Here is a 19777-nt window from a genome sequence, read left to right as displayed (position 1 = left end):
CGAAATCCGGGCAACCCGGCCGACGCCCGGCGACCAGTCAGGCGACGACTCGGCCCCTGAGCACCACCCGCGACGGCTCGGCGAGCACCGAGAGGTCATCGACCGGGTTGCGCGGGTAGACGACGAAGTCGGCCGGGTCGCCCTCGTCGAGGCCCGGGTTCCAGCCCAGCCACGCGCGGCCCCGCCACGAGGCGGCACCGAGGACGTACTCGTTGGGCAGGCCCATGGCCGCCATCGCGTGGATCTCCTCGTGGAGGACCCCGTGGCGCGACGATCCGCCGCCGTCGCTGCCGACGTAGAGGGCCACGCCGGCGTCGTACGCGCTCATCAGGACCTCGCGCCGCCGCTGGTGGAGCGACTCCATGGTCGCGCTGTACGTCGGGAAGCGGTCGCGGGCGGCGGAGACGAACTCCGGGAACTTGGCGGTCTGCAGCACCGTCGGCACCAGAGCGACGCCCTGCGCGACCATCTGCTCGAGGTGGGCGGCGGTGAGGCCGGTCCCGTGCTCGATGCAGTCGATGCCGGCGTCCAGCAGCGGGCCGAGCGAGGCCTGGCCGAAGCAGTGGGCGGTCACCTTCGCGCCGTGCGCGTGGGCGACGTCGATCGCCGCGGCGACGGCGTCGGCGGGGAAGGACGGAGCGAGGTCGCCCTCCTCGCGGGAGATCCAGTCGCCGACGAGCTTCACCCAGCCGTCCCCCGCCGTCGCCTGCTCGGCGACCGTGCCGACCAGCTCGTCGGGCTCGACCTCGACCCCGTAGTCGCGCAGGTAGCGCCGTGTGCGCGCGACGTGGCGTCCGCAGCGGATCAGCCGGGGCAGGTCCTCACGCTCCTGCACCCATCGGGTGTCGGCCGGGGACCCGCAGTCGCGGGTGAGGAGGACGCCGTTGGCCCGGTCGGCCAATGCCTGCCGCTCGATCTCCTCCTCGCCCACCGCTCCCCCGTCCTCGAGGCCGAGGTGGTTGTGGGCGTCGACCAGGCCGGGCACGATCCAGCCCTCGCCGGCGGTCTCAGCTCCCGACAGCCCGGCAGGCCGCTCGTAGGTGACCCGACCGTCGACGACGTACACCTCCCGCGCCTCGCCGTCGGGCAGGACCGGACCGGAGAACCGCAGCGCGCTCACCCGGCCGACGCTACCAACGCGCCTCTCGGGCGCGACACCTCCGATCGTGGGTCCTGCCGTTCGCCTGGTGGACGCCGGAGCCCACGATCACGAGCCGACCCGGCACCGCGGGCAGGGGTGGACGACGCCCTCCCAGCCCCGCCCCGCCAGGATGGCCCCGATTCGTGCAGCGGTGCGGCACTCGCCTCCGAACACCTGGCCCCACCCCAGCCGGACCGTCAGCCGGTCGTCGACGGCTGCGTCCAGGTCGCGCTCGAGGTCGCGGTCCCGGTTGGCGATCCCGGTGTGGTTGAGGCGACCGTCGAGCTCGACGATCGTGCGGAAGCGGACGTACTCGACGTCGCGGTAGAGCAGCCCCTTGACCGATGACCGGACCTGGCGCTCCGCGGCCGGAAGACCGTGCGCCCGCTCGACCCGCTGGAGGTAGCCGTGTTCCAGCACTGAGCACGTGCCGGCCTCCGCGTCGGCGACCACCGCCTCCAGGAACCGCCTTCGTCCGATTCTCGACCGCTCCGCCAACGCGGCACGGAGGTCGGCCGGCCGCACCCGCCGGTCGCCGACCGCGTCCGCGATCACCGCCACCGCTTCGAGGTCCGTCGGCGCCTCGGCGGCGAGGTCGAGGACCCAGCCCCGTGAGCGCTGTCGCGGCGGCAGCAGCGACCAATCCACCTCGCGCCGCAGGTGGCGGCTCCGCCGCACCCGCACGCCGGACGGCCGCCGCAGACTGCGGCTCCAGTCGACCAGCACCTCGACCGGCGTCCCGTCGTCGGCGTACCCCTTGCGTCGATGGTCGCCGGACCGCTGGGCCGAGCCGCCGGCCAGAGCGGCGGGCCAACAGGCGAGCACCGCCGCCCACGCCCGCTGCTCCCAGCTGAGCGGCCCGGTGTGGTCGACGTACACGCCGGGATGCACACGCACCAGCGCGCGCCGTCGGACCAGGCGTGCGACGTCGTGGTCGGCGAGGCCCAGCTCCCGCAATTGTGCGCGCCTGACCACGCCGCTCTGCATGGCGAGGAGCGGGGCCAAGCGGCGGAGGGGGGCGTCGACCATGTCACGACCCTCACCGCGCGCGCAGGGTGACGCAACCGAGCCGCTCCGTACCTGTGGATAACCCGCCCCCGCCCTCATCGTGGGCCCTGGCGTCCACCACGTGCACGCCAAGGCCCACGATCACGCGCGGGCGGTGCTCAGAGGCGGGCCAGCAGCCAGGTCGGCGACAGCGTGGTCGCGCCGGCGCCGTGCACGCGGGCGTCGAGAGCCCGGTCGGCGGTCACGACGACCACCCGGTCGCCCTTCTCGGCGGCCCGGCGCGCCTCCGCGACGATCGTGCTGTCACCGTCCTTGGGGGCGTGCACGGTCCGCACATGGGCGTCCTTGCCCGGCCGAACGCCGCTCTTGGCCTGGCCCTCCAGCACGAGCACCACGACGTCGTACTCGATGTCGGCGACGAGGAGCCGGTCGTGCAGCCGCAGGGCGGCCCCGGCACGGTCCTTCCACCAGCCGTCGGGACGCGCGCCGATGACGTTGGCGCCGTCGACGATGAGCGTCGTCTTCGGCGACCGGCTCGCTGCGCTCGCCATGGGACCTCGCTCCGCTCGGACGACGTGTTCGATGCCCTGACCAGGCTCGCTGCGGTCAGCGCAGGAACTTGGAGAAGTCCTTGGGCAGCTCGAGGTTCTCGGCGGCCGCCTCGTAGTCGATGTCCTGGCCGATGCCGAACGGGTTGGGCTTGGTCTCCGCGGCCTTCGCCTTCGCCGCGGCGGCCTCCTGGGCGGCCTTGGCGGGATTGCCGGAGCGGCGCGCGCCCTTGCCCTTGGACTGCTTGGCCTTCTGCTTGGCGCTGGCGCGCTTGCCGCCGCCAGGGCCACCCATCCCGGGCATCCCGGGCATCCCCGGCATGCCGGGCATCCCGCCGCCGCGGGCCATCTGCATCATCATCTTGCGCGCCTCGAAGAAGCGGTCGACGAGGCTGTTGACGTCGGACACGCTGCGGCCCGAGCCCTTGGCGATGCGGGCGCGGCGGGAGCCGTCGATGAGCTTGGGGTTCGCTCGCTCGGCCGGCGTCATCGAGCGGATGACGGCCTCGATGCGGTCGATCTCGCGCTCGTCGAAGTTCTCCAGCTGCTCGCGGATCTGGCCCATGCCGGGCAGCATCCCGAGGATCTTCTGCATCGAGCCGAGCTTCTTCAGCTGCTGCATCTGCGCGAGGAAGTCGTCGAGGGTGAAGTCGCCCTGGGTGAGCTTCTCCGCGGCCTTGAGCGCCTCCTCCTGGTCGAAGGCCTTCTCCGCCTGCTCGATCAGGGTCAGCACGTCACCCATGTCGAGGATGCGCGAGGCCATCCGGTCGGGGTGGAAGACGTCGAAGTCGGTCATCTTCTCGCCGGAGGAGGCGAACATGACCGGGCGGCCGGTGACGTGGCGGATCGACAGTGCCGCACCGCCGCGGGCGTCGCCGTCGAGCTTGGTGAGGACGACGCCGTCGTAACCCACGCCGTCGAGGAAGGCCTGGGCGGTGACGAGGGCGTCCTGGCCGATCATCGCGTCGACGACGAAGAGGACCTCGTCGGGCTGGACGGCGTCGCGGATGCCGGCGGCCTGCGCCATCATCTCCGCGTCCACGCCGAGGCGGCCCGCGGTGTCGACGATCACGACGTCGTGGAGCTTGCGCTTGGCCTCCTCGATGGAGGCCTTCGCCACGGAGACCGGGTCGCCGACGCCGTTGCCGGGCTCGGGCGCGAAGACGGGTACGCCGACCTTCTCGCCGTTGACCTGCAGCTGCTGGACGGCGTTGGGGCGCTGCAGGTCGCAGGCCACGAGCATCGGCGTCTTGCCCTGCTCCTTGAGCCACAGCGCGAGCTTGGCCGCGAGGGTCGTCTTGCCGGCACCCTGGAGGCCGGCGAGCATGATGACCGTCGGGCCGGTCTTGGCGTAGCGCAGCCGGCGGGTCTCTCCGCCGAGGATCGCGACGAGCTCGTCGTTGACGATCTTGACGACCTGCTGGGCGGGGTTCAGCGCCTGGCTGACCTCCTCGCCGCGGGCCCGCTCCTTGACCGCGGCCACGAAGTCCTTGACCACGGGCAGCGCGACGTCGGCCTCGAGCAGGGCGATGCGGATCTCACGAGCCGTCGCGTCGATGTCGGCCTCGGAGAGCCGTCCCTTGCCGCGCAGGTTCTTGAAGGTCGCGGTGAGGCGATCGGAAAGTGTGGCGAACAAGAGCGTTGCGTCCTCGTGGGAGTCGTCGGAGTCGTCCGGGGGCGCCCGGGCGGAAGTCTTCGAGCACCGATCGTAACCGCCGGCCCCCGCAGCCCCGACCTCCCCGGTGACGACGGGGCGCCGGCGGCCGTGACGCACGTCTCACTCACCGGGATCCGCGACGTCCCTGGGGACCGCCCTCCCGATGCTCGGGCTCCGCGCCATCCCCGAATCCGGAGGACCTCCATGAAGCGCCGTACCCGACTCTCCACCCTCGCCGCGACGGTCGCCGTCCTCGCGACGACGCCCACGGTCGTCGGACTGCAGGCGGATGCCGACCCGAAGCCGAAGCTCGCCTCGCCCGGCTACGACATCCTGTTCGTCCGTCACGCCAACAGCACCTACCCCCAGCCGGAGGAGGAGCTCTCGGCCCTCGGCATCCAACAGGCGGCCAAGCTGGTCACCTACCTCGCCGACGCCCCGATCGCGTCCGTCGACTCCTCGATCATGGTCCGCACCTACCAGACGGCCGACGGGGTCGCCGCCGACCACGACGTGCCCGTCCTGGCCGACGAGGACATCCGGGAGGTGGAGCTGGTCTCCAAGGACGAGCGCGTCGCCGGAGGGATCCTGGCCAGCTGGGTGATGGACCCGTCCACGCGCGGCAACGCGTTCGGCGGCGGGGAGAACTACTTCGACGTCCAGGAGCGCTGGGACCGGTGGTGGGCGCAGTACGCCCGCGAGCACCGCACCGACCGAGGCACGGGCGTGGTGGTCGCCCACGGCGGCATCTACGGCCTGATGCTCCCCGAGACCTGCGCCAACAAGCCGCAGCTGCCCTTCTCGGAGCGGTTCCCGGGGAACACGGAGATGATCGAGGCCCACCTCAACCCCGACGGCACCCTGGTCTGCACCGCGTTCGGTGTCAGCCCCGACCCGGCGAGCATGCCCAACCGCGACGGATCCCCGCACTACTACTACGAGGTCGACCCGGTGACCGGCGTCGCCACCCAGGTGACCTCGCCCCTCCCCTGATCAGCTCGCGCTGATCGCCCTCCGCACGGCGCGGGCGGCCTCGGCCGCCCGCGTCTCGGAGAGCGCGCCCGCCGCGACCTCCTGGACGTAGAAGACGTCGACTGCCTGCGGCCCGAGCGTGGAGATGTGGGCCGAGCGAACCGTCATGTCGAGCGCAGCGAGCGCCGCACTGACCAGGTGCACCACGCCGAGCCGGTCGGCGGCCCGGACCTCGATGACGGTGGCCTGGTCGCTGGCTTCGGGCCGTACGACGACCGCCGGGTCGAGTCCGTCGGGCGTGTGCCGCGCGGCGAGCCGGGACGCGGGGTCGAGGCGACGCGACGTGATCGCGTCCAGCTGGTCGCGCAGCGCCCCGGGGTCGAGACCGCTCTCGCCGACGTCCCAGACGGACACGGCGAAGTCCCCCTGCGACCACATCCGCGCCGCCCGCACCGTGACGCGGCGCAGCGCGAACACGGCCGCGACGTCGGCCAGCAGGCCCACCCGGTCGAGCGCCACGACGGTGACCCGCGAGCCGTCCCCGACAGGCTCCACCACGATGGACGGCTCGCCGTCCGCCACCCCCGCGGGGATCGGGATCTCCTCGACCGTGAACGCCGGCGGCACGCTCCCCCGTTCGAGAGCCGCGCGGGCGCGGCGGGAGAGGTCGAGCACCAGCCCGGCGCGCCACGACGACCACGCCTTGGGTGAGGCCGCCTTGGCGTCGGCCTCGGTGAGCGCGGTCAGCAGCGCCAGCGCGTCGAGGCTGTCGACGTGCTCGAGGAGCGTGTCGATCGTGCCCGGATCATCGGGATCGCGGGTCGTCGCGATGTCGGCGAGCAGCAGGTGCCAGCGCACGAGCTGGCCGATCAGGTCGACCTCGCGAGGCCCGAACCCCATCCGGGTGGCGATCGCGCGGGCGATCGGGACGCCGGCGACGCTGTGCTCGGTCAGCTCGCCCTTGCCGATGTCGTGCAGGAGCGCCGCGACCGCCAGCACGTCGGGGCGCGACACGTCCCGGATGAGCGCGGAGGCCTCGACACAGGTCTCCACCACATGGCGGTCCACGGTGAAGCGATGGATGGGCGAGGCGTGCGGCAGCAGCCGGATCCGCTCCCACTCGGGCAGGATCCGGTCGAGCGCGCCGGTCTCGTCGAGCGTCTCCCACACCGGCAGCAGCCCAGGACCGGCCGCGAGCAGCCGGACCAGCTGCTGGCGGGCCTCGTCGGGCCACGGCTCCGGCAGAGGCGGACACTCGCGGACCAGGCGGGCCGCGGTCGGAGGTGCCAGGACCACGTCCCGGACGGCGGCCTCGGCGGCGGCGCGGAGCAGGAGCACCGGGTCCGAGGCCGGCTTCGCGCCGGCCTCCAGGACGACCTCCCCCCGGGACAGCGCGACACCGGGGGCGACCCGCTGGAGGTCGGGACGGCGCGGCCGGGCGGCGGGCGTTCGCCGAAGCGCGTCGTCGGTACGCCGCCACGCGAGCCGGGACAGGTGCGTGACCCTGCGCCCCAGCTCCCGCACATAGCGCTGCGCGGCCGCCTCGTCCGGCAGTCCGAGCCCCTCCGCCAGGGGTCCCCAGTGCTCGGGCGCGATCCGGTCACTGGCCCGACCGGCGGCCTCGTGGAGCAGATCCCGCACGTCCAGGAGCTGCTGGCGGCACCGCTCCAGGTCGGCGGCCGGCACGTCGACCATCCAGGTGGCGGTCAGGCTCTTGAGGACGGTCGCGTCGCGCAGCCCGCCCTCGGCCTCCTTGACGTCCGGAAGCGAGAGGTGCGCGAGCTCGCCGACGAGGCGGTGTCGGCCGCGCACCAGCTCGCGCAGCTCGGGCAGCCGCTCGCGGGCCTGACGGCGCCAGTGGGTGAGCGTCGTCGTCCGCAGCCGCAGCGCGACGCTGTGGTCGCCGGCGACGTGGCGCACGTCGAGCAGCCCGGAGGCCACCCGCACGTCACCCTCCGCGGCGGTCAGCATCTCCGGCAGGGTCCGCACCGCGTGGTCGAGCTTGGCCCCGGAGTCCCACAGCGGGTACCAGACCTGGCTCGCCAGCGTGGTCCAGCGCTCCTCCCCCAGTGTGTCCTCGACGCCCTCCTCCGCGACGAGGACGACGTCGAGGTCCGAGTAGGGTGCGAGCTCGCCCCGCCCGTAGCCGCCCACCGCGACGAGGGCGACGCCGGAGTCCGGCCCCCCGGCGGCGTCGTACGCGCCGATGCAGAGGGCGTCGGCCGCGTCGGTGCGCGTGGCCCGCTCGGCGGCGGTCACCCGGTGGTCACCCGTGCCCGAAGTGCGGACGGCCGCTGCCGGTCGAGACATGCAGGTCGTAGGCGGTCTCGGCGTGGATGACGAGGTCGACGCCGGCGACCTCGTGGTCGGGATCGATGCGGAAGCCGACCGTCCGCTCGAGGACCCACACGAGGAGCGCGGTCGTCGTGAAGGAGTACGCGAGGGTGACGCCGGCGGCGAGCAGCTGCTTGCCCAGCTGGTCGGCGCCGCCGCCGTAGAGGAGGCCGTCGACGCCGGTCACCGAGGACGACGCGAGCAGACCGATGATGATCGTGCCGACCAGCCCGCCGACGAGGTGCACGCCGACGACGTCGAGGGAGTCGTCGTACTTGAGCCTGTACTTCAGGCCGACCGCCAGCGCGCACACCGCGCCCGCGACGAGGCCGACCAGCATCGCGCCGATCGGCGTGACCGAGCCGCAGGACGGGGTGATCGCCACCAGGCCAGCGACCACGCCGGACGCGGCGCCGAACGACGTGGCGTGCCCGTCGCGGAAGCGCTCCACGCCGAGCCAGGCCAGCAGGCCGGTGCAGCCGGCGAGCAGGGTGTTGACGAACACCACGGCCGCGGTGTTGTTCGCCGCGAGGGCGGATCCGGCGTTGAAGCCGAACCAGCCGAACCACAGCAGGCCCGCGCCCACCATGACGAGGGTCAGGTTGTGCGGCTTCATCGGGTCCCGCCCGAAGCCGACCCGGCGGCCGAGCACCAGCGCGGCGGCCAGTCCGGCGGCGCCGGAGTTGATCTCGACGGCCGTGCCGCCGGCGAAGTCGAGGGCGCCCAGGCGGTTGGCCATCCACCCGCCGACGTGGTCGCCGGAGCTGAAGTCGAAGATCCAGTGCGCGACCGGCGCGTAGACGAGCACGGTCCACAGCGCCGCGAACAGCAGCCAGGTGCCGAACCGGGTGCGGTCGGCGATCGCCCCGGCGATCAGGCCGACCGTGATGACCGCGAACAGGCCCTGGAAGGCGGCGAAGATCGTGATCGGGTACGGCGCTTCCGGGTCGGCCTCGAGCATCCCCCGGAACCCGGCGTACTGGGTCGGGTCGCCGAGCAGGCCGCCTCCGAGGTCGTCGCCGAAGGCCAGCGAGTAGCCGACGAGGACCCAGACCACCATGACGACCGCGAGGGCACCGAAGACCATCATCATCATGTTGAGCACGCTCTTCGAGCGCACCATGCCGCCGTAGAAGAACGCCAGGCCCGGCGCCATCAGCAGGACCAGGGCGGCCGAGGCGAGGAGCCAGGCGGTGTCACCGGCCGCCGTGGTGGCCGCCGTGGCGGGCGCGGCGGCGGGGACCGCGACGACGGAGAGCAGATCGGGCATCCCGACACTGTGCGGGGACTTTGTTTCGCACGTGTAACGCGTCTTCCGGCAACTGTTACACGACCGTGAAGCCGGGGTCCGCCGCGTGGGCGGACCCCGGCTCGGGGTTCATCGGGTCAGAGAGCCGCGGCGTCCGTGTCGCCGGTGCGGACCCGGACGACCGACTCCACCGGGCTGACCCAGACCTTGCCGTCGCCGATCCGGCCGGTGTGGGCCGTCTTGGTGATGATGCCGACGATGTCGGCGGCGTCGGCGTCGTCGACGACGATCTCGATGCGGATCTTGGGCACCAGCGCGATGTCGTACTCCGCTCCGCGGTAGACCTCGGTGTGGCCCTTCTGCCGGCCGTAGCCGCTGACCTCGCTGACCGTCATCCCGGTGACGCCGAAGGCCTCGAGCGCCTCGCGGACGTCCTCCCACTTGTGCGGCTTGATGACCGCGGTGACCAGCTTCATGCGCTTACCTCCGAAGGGGTGGACGGGCTCAGGAGCGAGGTACGACGGGCAGCGCCGCCGCCGGTGGTGAGATCGTAGGCCGCCTCGCCGTGCTCGGCGAAGTCGATCCCGTCGACCTCGTCCTCCTCCGGGAGCCGCAGGCCCATCGCCGCCTTGATGCCCAGGCCGACGACGAGCGTGCACACGCCCGACCAGACCATCGCGAACGCCGCGACCGCGACCTGCACGACGAGCTGCTTGACACCGCCTCCGGTGAGCAGGCCGCCGCCGTGGGAGGCCAGGAAGCCGACGCCGACCGTGCCGACCAGGCCGCCGACGAGGTGGACGCCCACGACGTCGAGCGAGTCGTCGTACCCGAACCGGTACTTCAGGCCGACGGCCAGGGCGCAGACGCCACCGGCGACCAGGCCGAGCACGATCGAGCTCCAGGGCACGAGGTTGCCGCACGCCGGGGTGATCGCGACCAGTCCGGCGACGACGCCGGACGCGGCGCCGAGGGAGGTGGCGTGACCGTCGCGGATCTTCTCGACCAGCAGCCAGCCCATCATCGCGGCGCACGTGGCGAGCGTCGTGTTCAGCCAGACCAGGCCCGTCTCGGTCGTGTAGTCGTCGAGGTTGACGATGGAGCCGACGTTGAAGCCGAACCAGCCGAACCAGAGCAGGCCGGCGCCGATCATGGTGAGGGTCAGGTTGTGCGGCTTCATCGGCTCCTTGCCGAAGCCGAGGCGCCGGCCGAGCAGGAGGGCGAGGACCAGGCCCGCCACACCGGCGTTGATGTGCACGACCGTGCCGCCGGCGTAGTCGATCGGTGCGACCTCGGCACCGCCGTCACCGGAGAAGAGCAGGTCGGCCAGACCGTTGGAGACGCCACTGAGGAAGCCGCCACCCCACACCATGTGCGCGAGGGGGAAGTAGGACAGCGTCACCCAGATCGGCAGGAACACCAGCCACGCGGAGAACTTCATCCGATCCGCCACCGCACCGCTGATCAGCGCCGCGGTGATCACCGCGAAGGTCAGCTGGAAGGCGACGAAGACGTAGTTCGCGGGGTCGGTGCTCTCCAGCCCGAACTGCGTGAACGGGTTGGAGAAGAGCTTGCCGATCTCCTTGCCCGTCGCGCCGTCGGCGGTGGCGAACGTCGTGCTGTACGACATCGACCACCCCCACAGGGCGTACACGATGCCCACCACGCCGAGGGCGCTGAAGGACATCATCATCATGTTGAGGACCGACTTGGTCCGGCTCATGCCGCCGTAGAAGAGCGCCAGACCGGGCGCAGTCATCATCAGGACGAGCGAGGCCGACACCAGCATCCAGGTGTAGTAGCCGTTTTCCATGCCCCGAAGACTCCGTGGCGCAGGTTTCGGCTCGCGCGGCCGGATGTTTCACGCCGGTAACGGGTGCCGCACCGGGGTTACGACCCGGTGAACCCCGCTGGGCTCAACCCAGGAGTGCGTCGACGAACGCGGCCGCATCGAACGGCGCCAGGTCGTCGGGGCCCTCGCCCAGGCCGACGAGCTTGACCGGGACGCCGAGCTGGCGCTGCACTGCGACCACGATGCCGCCCTTGGCGGAGCCGTCGAGCTTGGTCAGCACGATGCCGGTCACATCGACGACCTCGGAGAAGACCTTGGCCTGGATCAGGCCGTTCTGACCGGTGGTGGCGTCGAGGACCAGCAGCACCTCGGTGACCGGGGCCTGCTTCTCGATGACGCGCTTGACCTTCCCGAGCTCGTCCATCAGGCCCTGCTTGTTCTGCAGCCGGCCGGCGGTGTCGACCACGACCGTGTCCACGCCGCGCTCGACGCCCTGCTTGACGGCGTCGAAGGCCACACTCGCCGGGTCGCCGCCCTCGGGTCCGCGCACGACCTCGACGCCGACCCGCTCGCCCCACGTGGCGAGCTGCTCGGTCGCGGCGGCACGGAAGGTGTCGGCGGCCGCCAGCAGCGCCGTACGCTCCTCGGCGACGAGGATCCGGGCCAGCTTGCCGACCGTGGTCGTCTTGCCGGTGCCGTTGACGCCGACGACGAGGACGACGCCCGGGACGTCCCCCTCGCCGCTCACCTGGAGCGCGCGGTCCATGGTCGGGTCGACGAGCTCGATCAGCTCCTCGCGCAGGACCGTCCGGGCGTCGGGCGCCTGACCGCCCTCGACGCGCAGCCGGGTCCGCAGCCGCTCGACGAGCTCCTGGGTGGGCGCGACGCCGATGTCGGCGGCGATGAGCAGGTCCTCGATCGCCTCCCAGGTGTCCTCGTCGAGCTTCTCGCGGCTGAGCAGGCCGAGCAGGCCGCGACCGAGGGCGTTGGAGCCGGCGAGGCGCTGCCGCAGCCGGACCAGGCGGGAGGCCGGCTTCTCCGGCCGCTCCAGCGTCGGGGCGGAGGGCTCGACCTCGGGCTCGGGCTCGGGCTCGACCTCGGGCTCGACCGGTGGCGCGTGCGTCTCCGGCGGCGCGGTGATGACGTCGGTCGTCGTGCCCTCGGGCAGCCGCCCGGTGCGACGGACCCGGGTGCCGACGAAGCCGGCGATCGCGAGGACGCCGACGACGGCGATCCCGATGACGAGATAGAGCCACTCCTGCATGGACTCATCCCACCACGCCGCCCGGCCGGGGCCGAAACGGGTGGGAGCCCGGCGTCAGCCGAGGCGCTGCAGATCCCGCTCGTCGTCGGCCAGGACGGGAGCCGATTCGACGGCGCGGCCGAGCGCGTCGCCGAGCCACGGGACCACGGGCATCTGCTCACCACGGTGCGGGTAGGCGACGTAGAGCGCGACGACAGCGGACACGACCAGGCTCAGCATCACGGCAAGCGCGACGAACAGCACCTTCGACTCCTCCGAGTAGGGATCGCTACGGGCAGGTGTCACTGATCGTACGGGGCGCCCCAAGGTCCCCGGCGGGCGGCCTCGCCCGCCGCGACTCGCGTCCGTCCCGCGTGGCCGTTCCCTCCTCGAGGCGGCCGGATGCTAGCGTCGAGCGACCGAGCGCAACGCGACGAAGAGGGCAGCAGAGGGTGGAGCCGGAGATCCTTGCCGACAGCGAGCGCGAGCTCTCCCGGCTCCGCGAGGACCTGCACCTCTCCCGGCTCGAGCTCGCGGCGGCCCGTGAGCAGCTGGAGACCGAGCGTGAGCTGATCGCCGTCGGCGCGCGCGCCGAGGAGCAGCTGATCAAGCTGTCGGTCGCCCTCGACACCTGGCTGACCAAGCGTGAGCGCCGCTCCCGCTGGTGGGGCCCGTTGCGCCGGTGGCTGGCTCCGGAGATGCCGAGCCGATCCGAGCGCGCCCAGCTCGCGCTGATCAACGCCTCCGACCTCTTCGACGGCCCGTGGTACCTCCGCACCTACCCCGGAGCGGCCGGCAGCGGCGCCTCGCCGGCCCTCCACTACCTGCGCCGCGGCGCGGGATCCGGCAAGGACCCGGGGCCTGACTTCGACACCCGCGCCTACCGCCGTCAGCACCCGGAGCTCGGGTCCAAGGACAATCCGCTCGTCCACCACCTGCGCTCGCGACGATGACCCCCGCGCAGTTCATCCACGCCTGGCACGCGCTCGTCGCCCGCTGGGAGGCTCTCGCGAGCGAGGACCGCAAGGCGGCCGACGCGCTGTTGGCCGACACGGTGCGCAGCGGGCTGCATCCCCATCCGGGTGAGGAGCTCGCGACACCGGATGCCGAGACGCTGCTCGCGTGCGAGATCGCGGTGGTGCGGCGGGCACGGGCGATGAAGGGCGCCCGATACGCGCGTGCCCATCGCGACCTCAAGGTGCTCCGCGACGGCGACATCGACCCCGTCGAGCACTTCTGCCGGGTCGGCTGGCGCTGGCTGCGCAGCCCGCGCCGCGACTTCGACGTGTGGTGGTACTGGTCGCAGTACCTCGACCCGGAGCGCGACGACATCAACCCCCTGCTGTTCCACGTGCTCGTCGGCCGCCACGCGGGCCATCGGACCTCGCCGCCGCAGGTCTCACCCCGGCCGGGCGCCCTCCCCCCGTCGCCGGCGCCGCGCAGGATCTGCCTGTACGCCGCCTACGACGCCGACGGGATCGTCGACGACTACGTCCTGCACTACCTGCGCGAGCTGAGCCGGCACGCCGACGTCTACTACCTGGCCGACGGGGTGATGGCCCGGACCGAGCTCGCCAAGCTCGCCGACGTCACGGTCGCGGCATGGTCGATCCCCCACGGACGCTACGACTTCGGCTCGTTCTCGATGCTCGCCACCGAGCTCGTCGGGTGGGACACGATCGACGGCTACGACGAGCTGCTCTTCGCCAACGACAGCTGCTACCTGCTCCGCAGCCTCGACGAGGCCTTCGCCCGGATGGACGCCCGGCCCGCCGACTGGTGGGGCCTGCAGGCCACGAAGATGGACTTCTCCCGGTCCGAGGGCCACCTGGCCCCCGTCCCGCTGGCCCGGGCCAAGACGCTGCACACCGAGCTCGAGGACTGGAATCCGCACTACCGGATGCATCTGAGCTCCTACCTGCTCGCCTTCCGCCCCCCGGTCTTCCGTGATCCCGGCTTCCGCCGGCGGCTCGGCGCGGTGGTGAAGCAGGCTCACAAGGAGCTCGTGATCTTGAAGTACGAGATCGGGCTCAGCGACTACCTCGTCAAGGCCGGCTTCGACTTCGCCACCTTCATCGACGACCTCTACCCCTTCCATCCGCTCTACTCCAGCGACTACTTCGAGCTGCTCGACCGGGGCTTCCCCCTGCTCAAGCGGAACTTCATCGGCGAGTACCCCGGCACCCCCGACCTGGGCCGCTGGCGCGAGCGCGTCCTCGAGCATGTCCCCGACGCGCGGGTCGACCTGATCGAGCCCAATCTGCGGCGCGTCGCCCCGGCCGACAAGCTCGTCCGGACGCACCGGATCAGCACCGGGCCGGACGGCCGGGTCGACTACCAACGGCGGCTCAACAAGAAGGAGTTCCGCGTCGAGGACCGCGTCGCTCCCCGGTTCGACCACTGGTGGGCCTTCCCGGTCTCGACGCCCGAGCACGTGCTGACCGGCAACGAACGCGCCATCTTCGAGGAGGTCCGCGACGATCCCTCCATCAAGAAGATCGTGCTGACCCGGTCGCGGGCGGTCGCCCCGGAGGGCGCGAACGTGGTCAGTGTCCCCCTGGACAGCCGAGCGGGCCAGGAGCACCTCGCCCGGGCGGGGCAGGTGTTCGTCCGGCACAGCGCGGAGCTGACCCTCCCCTGGGAGCTGGACATGGACCAGCACCGCGTCATCGACGTCGGCGCCGGGCTGCCGAGACCGGCCCACGCCCTCGACGCGAGAGAGGCGCTCTCCTCCTCACCGCAGCGGCGCGGACGCCGCGCGGAGCGCCACGTCCTGGTGGCGACGGGCTCGGCCGACTCGATGCCCGCCGATGCGCGGGAGGACGGCGCACGGGAGGACGGCGCGCCGAGCCTCGAGCTGTGGGCGACGGGCCAGCCCCGCCACGCCTTCCTCCTGCGCGCCGAGGAGGATCTGCCGGCCGACCTGCGTGCGGAGCTCGCCGGACTGCGGGCCGAGCTGGCAGGAAGACGACTGGCGCTGTGGCTCCCGGCCGCGGGCCGCTGCCTGCCCGATCTCGACGACGCAGGTCTCGATGCACTGGCCGCGTGGGCACGGCGCAACGACACGGTGATCGGCGTCCGCAGCAACGCCGAGGCCCACCGGCTCGCCGGCCTGGACCCCCTGCTGCTGATGCCGCGTCGCCTTCCGCACGTGGAGGTGCTCTACCGCGCGGCCGACGTCCTCGTCAGCGACAACTCCCATCACCTGGCGGAGTTCCTGCTCACGGGCCGGCCGGTCGTCGTCCTCGGCGGTGCCGACGGCGAGCAGGATCTGCCCGGTCCGGCGTGCGACTCCGGGGCCGACCTGGTGGCCAGCCTGGAGCGCGCTCTCGGCGTACGGTCCGAGGATGACCTCGAGCGCTACGCCCGCTGCCGGGAGCGCCTCGTCGGCCATGCCGACGACGGGGCCGCCAGGCGGGTGGTCCAGCAGGTACGCCGGGCGAGCCTCAGCGACCCGGCGCCACCACCAGCGGTTCGAGCACCGCGCGAACGACGTCCGGCACGGCGGTGACCGGGCGGGCGGGGTCGGTGTTGTCGACGTACACGTGCACGAACCGGCCCTCCGCACAGGCGAGTGCGCCGTCCCCGTCGGGATCGCCCTGGAACAGCCCGACGCGATAGATGACCGACGACGTGCCGAGTCGCTCGACCGCGAGACCGAGATCGATGGGGCGTGGATAGCCCATCTCCGCGAAGTAGCGGCACGAGACCTCCGCGACGACCCCGATCTCGGGGAGTCGGCGGATGTCGGTGCCCGTGGCGTCGTGCAGGTGGGCGTTGACCGCGGTGTCGATCAGGTCGAAGTAGCGGGCGTTGTTGAGGTGGCCGTAGGCGTCGTCGTCGGACCAGCGCGTCGTGGCCGTCCGCCAGGTGCGGTACGCCGACCGGTCGGGCCGGGCGCGGTCCGGGGCGGGGGTGGTCGTGGGCATGGTCACGCGGACTCCTCACGCAGCCGCTGGCTGATCACCGCCGAGACGCCGTCACCGCGCATCGTGACGCCGTAGAGGGCGTCGCCGACCTCCATGGTCCGCTTCTGGTGGGTGATGACGAGGAGCTGGGAGTTCTCGCGCAGCTCCTCGTAGATCTCGAGCAGGCGACCGAGGTTGGTGTCGTCGAGGGCGGCCTCGACCTCGTCGAGGATGTAGAACGGCGAGGGCCGGGCCTTGAACAGGGCGACGAGGAAGGCCACCGCGACCAGCGAGCGCTCACCACCGGAGAGCAGCGAGAGCCGCTTGACCTTCTTGCCGGGCGGGCGCGCCTCGACCTCGACGCCGGTGGCGAGCATGTCGGACGGGTCGGTGAGGACCAGCCGTCCCTCGCCGCCCGGGAAGAGCCGGGCGAAGGTCTGGTCGAAGGCCTTGGTGACGTCGGCATAGGCGTCGGTGAAGACCTGCTCGACCTTCGCGTCGACGTCCTTGACGATGTCGAGCAGGTCCTTGCGGGTGGCCCGCAGATCCTCGAGCTGCTCGGAGAGGAACTGGTGGCGCTCCTCCATCGCGCTGAACTCCTCGAGCGCCAGCGGGTTGACGCGGCCGAGCATCGCGAGCGCCTTCTGCGCGCTCTTCAGCCTCTTGGCCTGCTCCTCGCGGACGTAGGGCACCGTGCGCGGCTCGCTGTCCTCGGAGGGCTCCTCGTCACCGGTGCGGTCCTGCTCTCCGGACGCCTCCAGCACGGGGACAGGCTGGTCCGGGCCGTAGTCCGCGACCAGGCCCTCGGGCTCCAGGCCGAGCTCCTCGAGGGCCTTCGCCTCGATCTGCTCGATCCGCATCCGCTGCTGGGCCCGGGCCATCTCGTCGCGGTGCACCGAGCTGACGAGGTCCTGGTGCTCCTTGGCGAGGTCGCGCAGCGTCTGGCGCACGCCCGTCAGCTCCTGCTCCCGACCGCGCCGGGAGTCCTCGACCGAGCGCCGGCGGGCGGCGGCCTCCTCGATCGAGCTCTCCAGCCGGGCGAGGACGAAGGTGACGGCCTGGGCGACGGCCTGGCCGGCGCGACCCTCGGCGAGGAGTCGGGCACGCCGCTCGGCCGCACGGGCCCGTGCCTGCCGCTCGGCCTCGGCCGCCTTGCGCATCTGGTCGACCCGGCCGTGCAGGGCGCGGGCGCGCTCCTCGGAGGTCCGCAGGGCCAGACGCGCCTCCATCTCGCTCTGTCGCGCAGCGCGGGTCGCCTCGACCAGGCGCTCCTGCTCGGTGGTGTCGGGCTCCTCGTCGGTGTCCTGCTCGGCGGCGGCGAGTCGCTGCTCGAGCTCGGCGAGACCGACCAGGGCCTGCTCGCGGGAGGTCTCGGCCTGCGCGATCGCCTCGGTCAGCCGCTCCGCCTCGGCGCGCGCGGAGCGCGCGAGCGAGCCGTGCTGGCCGAGCTCCTCGGCGACGGCGGCGAGCGTGGCGTCGGACTCGTGGAGGCGGGCCAGGGCGACGTCGACCCGCTGTCGGGCCTCCGCGCGCTCGCCCTCGAGGCGCTGGAGGTCGAAGCCGAGTCGTTCGGCGGAGGCCACGGCCTCGGCGAGGGCGTCGGCGGCCTCGTCGACGGCCGCCTGGATCTCGATCAGGCTCTGGGTGGCGCTGGAGCCGCCCGAGGCGAAGTGCGCGCCGAGCAGGTCACCGTCGCGGGTGACCGCGACGACGTCAGCGAGGTCGGCGACGAGCGAGCGAGCGGCGTCGAGGTCGTCGACGACGGCCACCTTGCGCAGGAGCCGGTCGAGCGCCGGACGGATCTGGGCCGGGCACTCGACCACGTCGACGGCGTACGACGTCCCGGAGGGCAGCGCCGGCCAGGACGTCGTGGTCTCAGCCTCGCCCCCGGCGAGCAGCAGGCCGGCACGGCCGAGGTCGTCGCCGCGGAGGTGGTCGATGGCGGCGACGGCGGTGTCGACGTCGGTGACCGCGATCGCGTCGGCGGCGGCGCCGAGCGCCGCGGCCACGGCACCCTCGTAGCCGCCGCGGACGGTGACGAGCGCCGCGACGGACCCCAGCAGGCCGGAGATCGTGTCGGAGGCGGCGAGCAGGGCCCCGGCGCCGTCCTTGCGGGCCAGGCCGATCTCGAGCGCCTCCTTGCGGGCGCTGAGCCCGGCCTTGTCGCGGTCGGCCTGCTGGGCCTCCTCGCGGACCTTGGCGAGCCGCTCCTCGATGTCGTCGAGGGCCGCGACGGCTGCCTCGTGCTCGGCGTCGAGCCCCTCCTCGCCGGCGTCGAGGCCGGCGACCCGGGTCTCGAGCGCGGTGAAGTCGCGCTGCGCGCGCTCGGCGCGCGCAGCGGCGTCGGCGCGTGCGGACTCCAGGCGACCGATCTCCTCCTCCGCGGCGTGGGCGCGGGAGCGGAGCGTGTTGACCTGGCCGTGGAGCCGGGCCAGGCCCTCACGGCGGTCGGCGGCGGCGCGGAGCAGGCCCGCGACCCGGCGCTCCTCGTCGGCGGCGGCCTCCTCGGCCCGACGCCGCTCGGCCACGGCCCGCTCGAGCGCGGTCTGCTGCTCGGTGACCTGGGCCGCGATCTCGGTCTCCTGGGCCGCGAGGCGGCCGGCCTCGGCCTCGAGCTCGTCGGGGTCCCTGCCCGTGCCCGCCTGCTCCCCGTCGGCCTCGGCACCGGCGGCGTTGCGGACGCGCTCGGCGGCCAGGCTCTGGGTGCCGCGGAAGCGCTCGCGCAGAGCGGTCAGGGAGGACAGCGTCTCCTGGGCGGCCGACAGCGCCGGCAGGTCCTCGCGGAGCGCGGCCTCGAGGAGCGCCTCCTGCTCGCGCGCGGTGGCGATCGCGCGCTCGACCTCCTCGCGACGGGCGAGGAGCACGCTCTCGTCGGCGAGCTCCTGCTCGAGCGCGGTGCGTGCGGTGACCAGGTCGTCGGCGAGCAGCCGAGCCCGGGCGTCGCGGACGTCGGCCTGGACGGTGGCCGCGCGGCGCGCGACCTCGGCCTGGCGGCCGAGGGGCTTGAGCTGGCGCCGGATCTCGTTGAGCAGGTCGTTGAGACGGTTGAGGTTGCCCTCCGTGGAGTCGAGCTTGCGCAGCGCCTTCTCCTTGCGCTTGCGGTGCTTGAGGACGCCGGCCGCCTCCTCGATGAACCCGCGGCGGTCCTCCGGGGTCGCGTGCAGGATCTGGTCGAGCTGCCCCTGGCCGACGATGACGTGCATCTCGCGGCCGATCCCCGAGTCACTGAGGAGCTCCTGGACGTCGAGCAGGCGGCAGGTGGTGCCGTTGATGGCGTACTCCGAGCCGCCGGTGCGGAACATGGTCCGGCTGATCGTCACCTCGGAGTAGTCGATCGGCAGGGCGCCGTCGGAGTTGTCGATCGTGAGCACGACCTCGGCGCGGCCCAGCGGCGGGCGGCCGGCGGTGCCGGCGAAGATGACGTCGTCCATCTTGCCGCCGCGCAGGCTCTTGGCGCTCGCCTCGCCCATCACCCAGGCGAGGGCGTCGACGACGTTGGACTTGCCGGAGCCGTTGGGGCCGACGATGCAGGTGATGCCGGGCTCGAGCTGGAGGGTCGTCGCGGACGCGAAGGACTTGAACCCCTTGAGGGTCAGGCTCTTCAGATACACGCAGTCTCCCTTCGGGGTCGGGCAGTGGGTCCGACGCGGGGGAAGCTCGGCGGCTCTCAGGCTACCCCGCGGGCCCGGCGCAACGGCGCAGCCGCGTCGCGGAAGGAATGTCTTGCCGCCGGGACACGTCTGGACCTACCAGGCGACCACGCTGTCGTCAGCGTGTCGCCCCCGCGCGCAGCGCATCGACGGCAAGGGCGGTCCGAGCGCAGCGAGCGATCGTCCGCCCCCACTCGATAGGCGACACGCTCGGCCCAAGACCACAGCGAAGCCTCTTGCCGCCAGGCGGAGGTGGGCCCTACCGGACTCGACCG

General features: G+C 72.8%; 15 protein-coding genes. 3 read left to right on the top strand and 12 right to left on the bottom strand.

All coding sequences use genetic code 11. From position 1 onward, the window contains the following. Positions 1-37 precede the first annotated feature (37 nt). The 4 genes from FHP29_RS08810 to ffh all read right to left on the bottom strand — a co-directional run bounded on the left by FHP29_RS08810 (position 38) and on the right by ffh (position 4333). A complete protein-coding gene (locus FHP29_RS08810) occupies positions 38-1120 on the bottom strand; it encodes an amidohydrolase family protein (protein WP_139622502.1) in 1083 nt (360 codons plus the stop codon). Positions 1121-1207: 87 nt separating this feature from the next. Next, entirely contained in the window at positions 1208-2170 is a 963-nt protein-coding gene (locus tag FHP29_RS08805; protein ID WP_139622501.1) for a type IV toxin-antitoxin system AbiEi family antitoxin domain-containing protein, read from the bottom strand. A 137-nt stretch (positions 2171-2307) separates the two neighbouring features. Beyond that, positions 2308-2700: an NYN domain-containing protein gene (locus FHP29_RS08800; protein ID WP_139622500.1), complete on the bottom strand. Its 393-nt coding sequence runs from the start codon at positions 2698-2700 to the stop codon at positions 2308-2310. A gap of 55 nt (positions 2701-2755) precedes the next feature. Further along, positions 2756-4333: a signal recognition particle protein gene (ffh, locus tag FHP29_RS08795; protein ID WP_139622499.1), complete on the bottom strand. Its 1578-nt coding sequence runs from the start codon at positions 4331-4333 to the stop codon at positions 2756-2758. A 225-nt stretch (positions 4334-4558) separates the two neighbouring features. Here ffh and FHP29_RS08790 point away from each other — a divergent pair, with 225 nt between their 5' ends. Beyond that, positions 4559-5347 (top strand): histidine phosphatase family protein, encoded by a 789-nt coding sequence (locus FHP29_RS08790; protein ID WP_139622498.1) that lies wholly within the window; start codon positions 4559-4561, stop codon positions 5345-5347. Here the strand turns inward: FHP29_RS08790 and FHP29_RS08785 are convergent, their stop codons facing one another. The 6 genes from FHP29_RS08785 to FHP29_RS08760 form a co-directional block, all read right to left on the bottom strand. Beyond that, the gene (locus FHP29_RS08785) at positions 5348-7636 is read right to left on the bottom strand and encodes a [protein-PII] uridylyltransferase (RefSeq protein WP_139622497.1); all 2289 of its coding nucleotides are present in this window, start codon (positions 7634-7636) and stop codon (positions 5348-5350) included. Further along, positions 7593-8930 carry an ammonium transporter gene (locus FHP29_RS08780; RefSeq protein WP_139622496.1) on the bottom strand — a complete coding sequence of 446 codons (1338 nt, stop codon included), beginning with the start codon at positions 8928-8930 and terminating at the stop codon, positions 7593-7595. The genes FHP29_RS08785 and FHP29_RS08780 overlap by 44 nt, the downstream gene beginning before the upstream one ends. 116 nt (positions 8931-9046) lie before the next feature. After that, positions 9047-9385: a P-II family nitrogen regulator gene (locus tag FHP29_RS08775; protein WP_139622495.1), complete on the bottom strand. Its 339-nt coding sequence runs from the start codon at positions 9383-9385 to the stop codon at positions 9047-9049. Beyond that, complete coding sequence (locus tag FHP29_RS08770) at positions 9382-10722, bottom strand: ammonium transporter (protein WP_205013969.1); 1341 nt, start codon at positions 10720-10722, stop codon at positions 9382-9384. Before FHP29_RS08770 ends, FHP29_RS08775 begins: the two co-directional genes overlap by 4 nt. A gap of 103 nt (positions 10723-10825) precedes the next feature. Continuing rightward, a complete protein-coding gene (gene ftsY, locus FHP29_RS08765) occupies positions 10826-11965 on the bottom strand; it encodes a signal recognition particle-docking protein FtsY (protein WP_139622494.1) in 1140 nt (379 codons plus the stop codon). Between the two features lie 54 nt (positions 11966-12019). Next, positions 12020-12208: a hypothetical protein gene (locus FHP29_RS08760; RefSeq protein WP_139622493.1), complete on the bottom strand. Its 189-nt coding sequence runs from the start codon at positions 12206-12208 to the stop codon at positions 12020-12022. Positions 12209-12396: 188 nt separating this feature from the next. Here FHP29_RS08760 and FHP29_RS22640 point away from each other — a divergent pair, with 188 nt between their 5' ends. Then, on the top strand, positions 12397-12897 hold the full coding sequence (locus tag FHP29_RS22640; protein WP_240044409.1) for a hypothetical protein: 501 nt from the start codon (positions 12397-12399) through the stop codon (positions 12895-12897). Next, positions 12894-15455: a rhamnan synthesis F family protein gene (locus FHP29_RS08750; protein WP_139622492.1), complete on the top strand. Its 2562-nt coding sequence runs from the start codon at positions 12894-12896 to the stop codon at positions 15453-15455. Before FHP29_RS22640 ends, FHP29_RS08750 begins: the two co-directional genes overlap by 4 nt. Here the strand turns inward: FHP29_RS08750 and FHP29_RS08745 are convergent. After that, the gene (locus tag FHP29_RS08745; RefSeq protein ID WP_139622667.1) at positions 15391-15873 is read right to left on the bottom strand and encodes an acyl-CoA thioesterase; all 483 of its coding nucleotides are present in this window, start codon (positions 15871-15873) and stop codon (positions 15391-15393) included. The genes FHP29_RS08750 and FHP29_RS08745 overlap by 65 nt on opposite strands. A gap of 2 nt (positions 15874-15875) precedes the next feature. Beyond that, positions 15876-19463: a chromosome segregation protein SMC gene (gene smc, locus FHP29_RS08740; protein ID WP_139622491.1), complete on the bottom strand. Its 3588-nt coding sequence runs from the start codon at positions 19461-19463 to the stop codon at positions 15876-15878. Positions 19464-19777 lie beyond the last annotated feature (314 nt).

The organism is Nocardioides albidus (genome assembly GCF_006335005.1).
GTDB lineage: Bacteria > Actinomycetota > Actinomycetes > Propionibacteriales > Nocardioidaceae > Nocardioides > Nocardioides albidus.
Note: the sequence above shows the minus strand (reverse complement) of the source record. Positions and strands in the feature narration are given on the sequence as shown.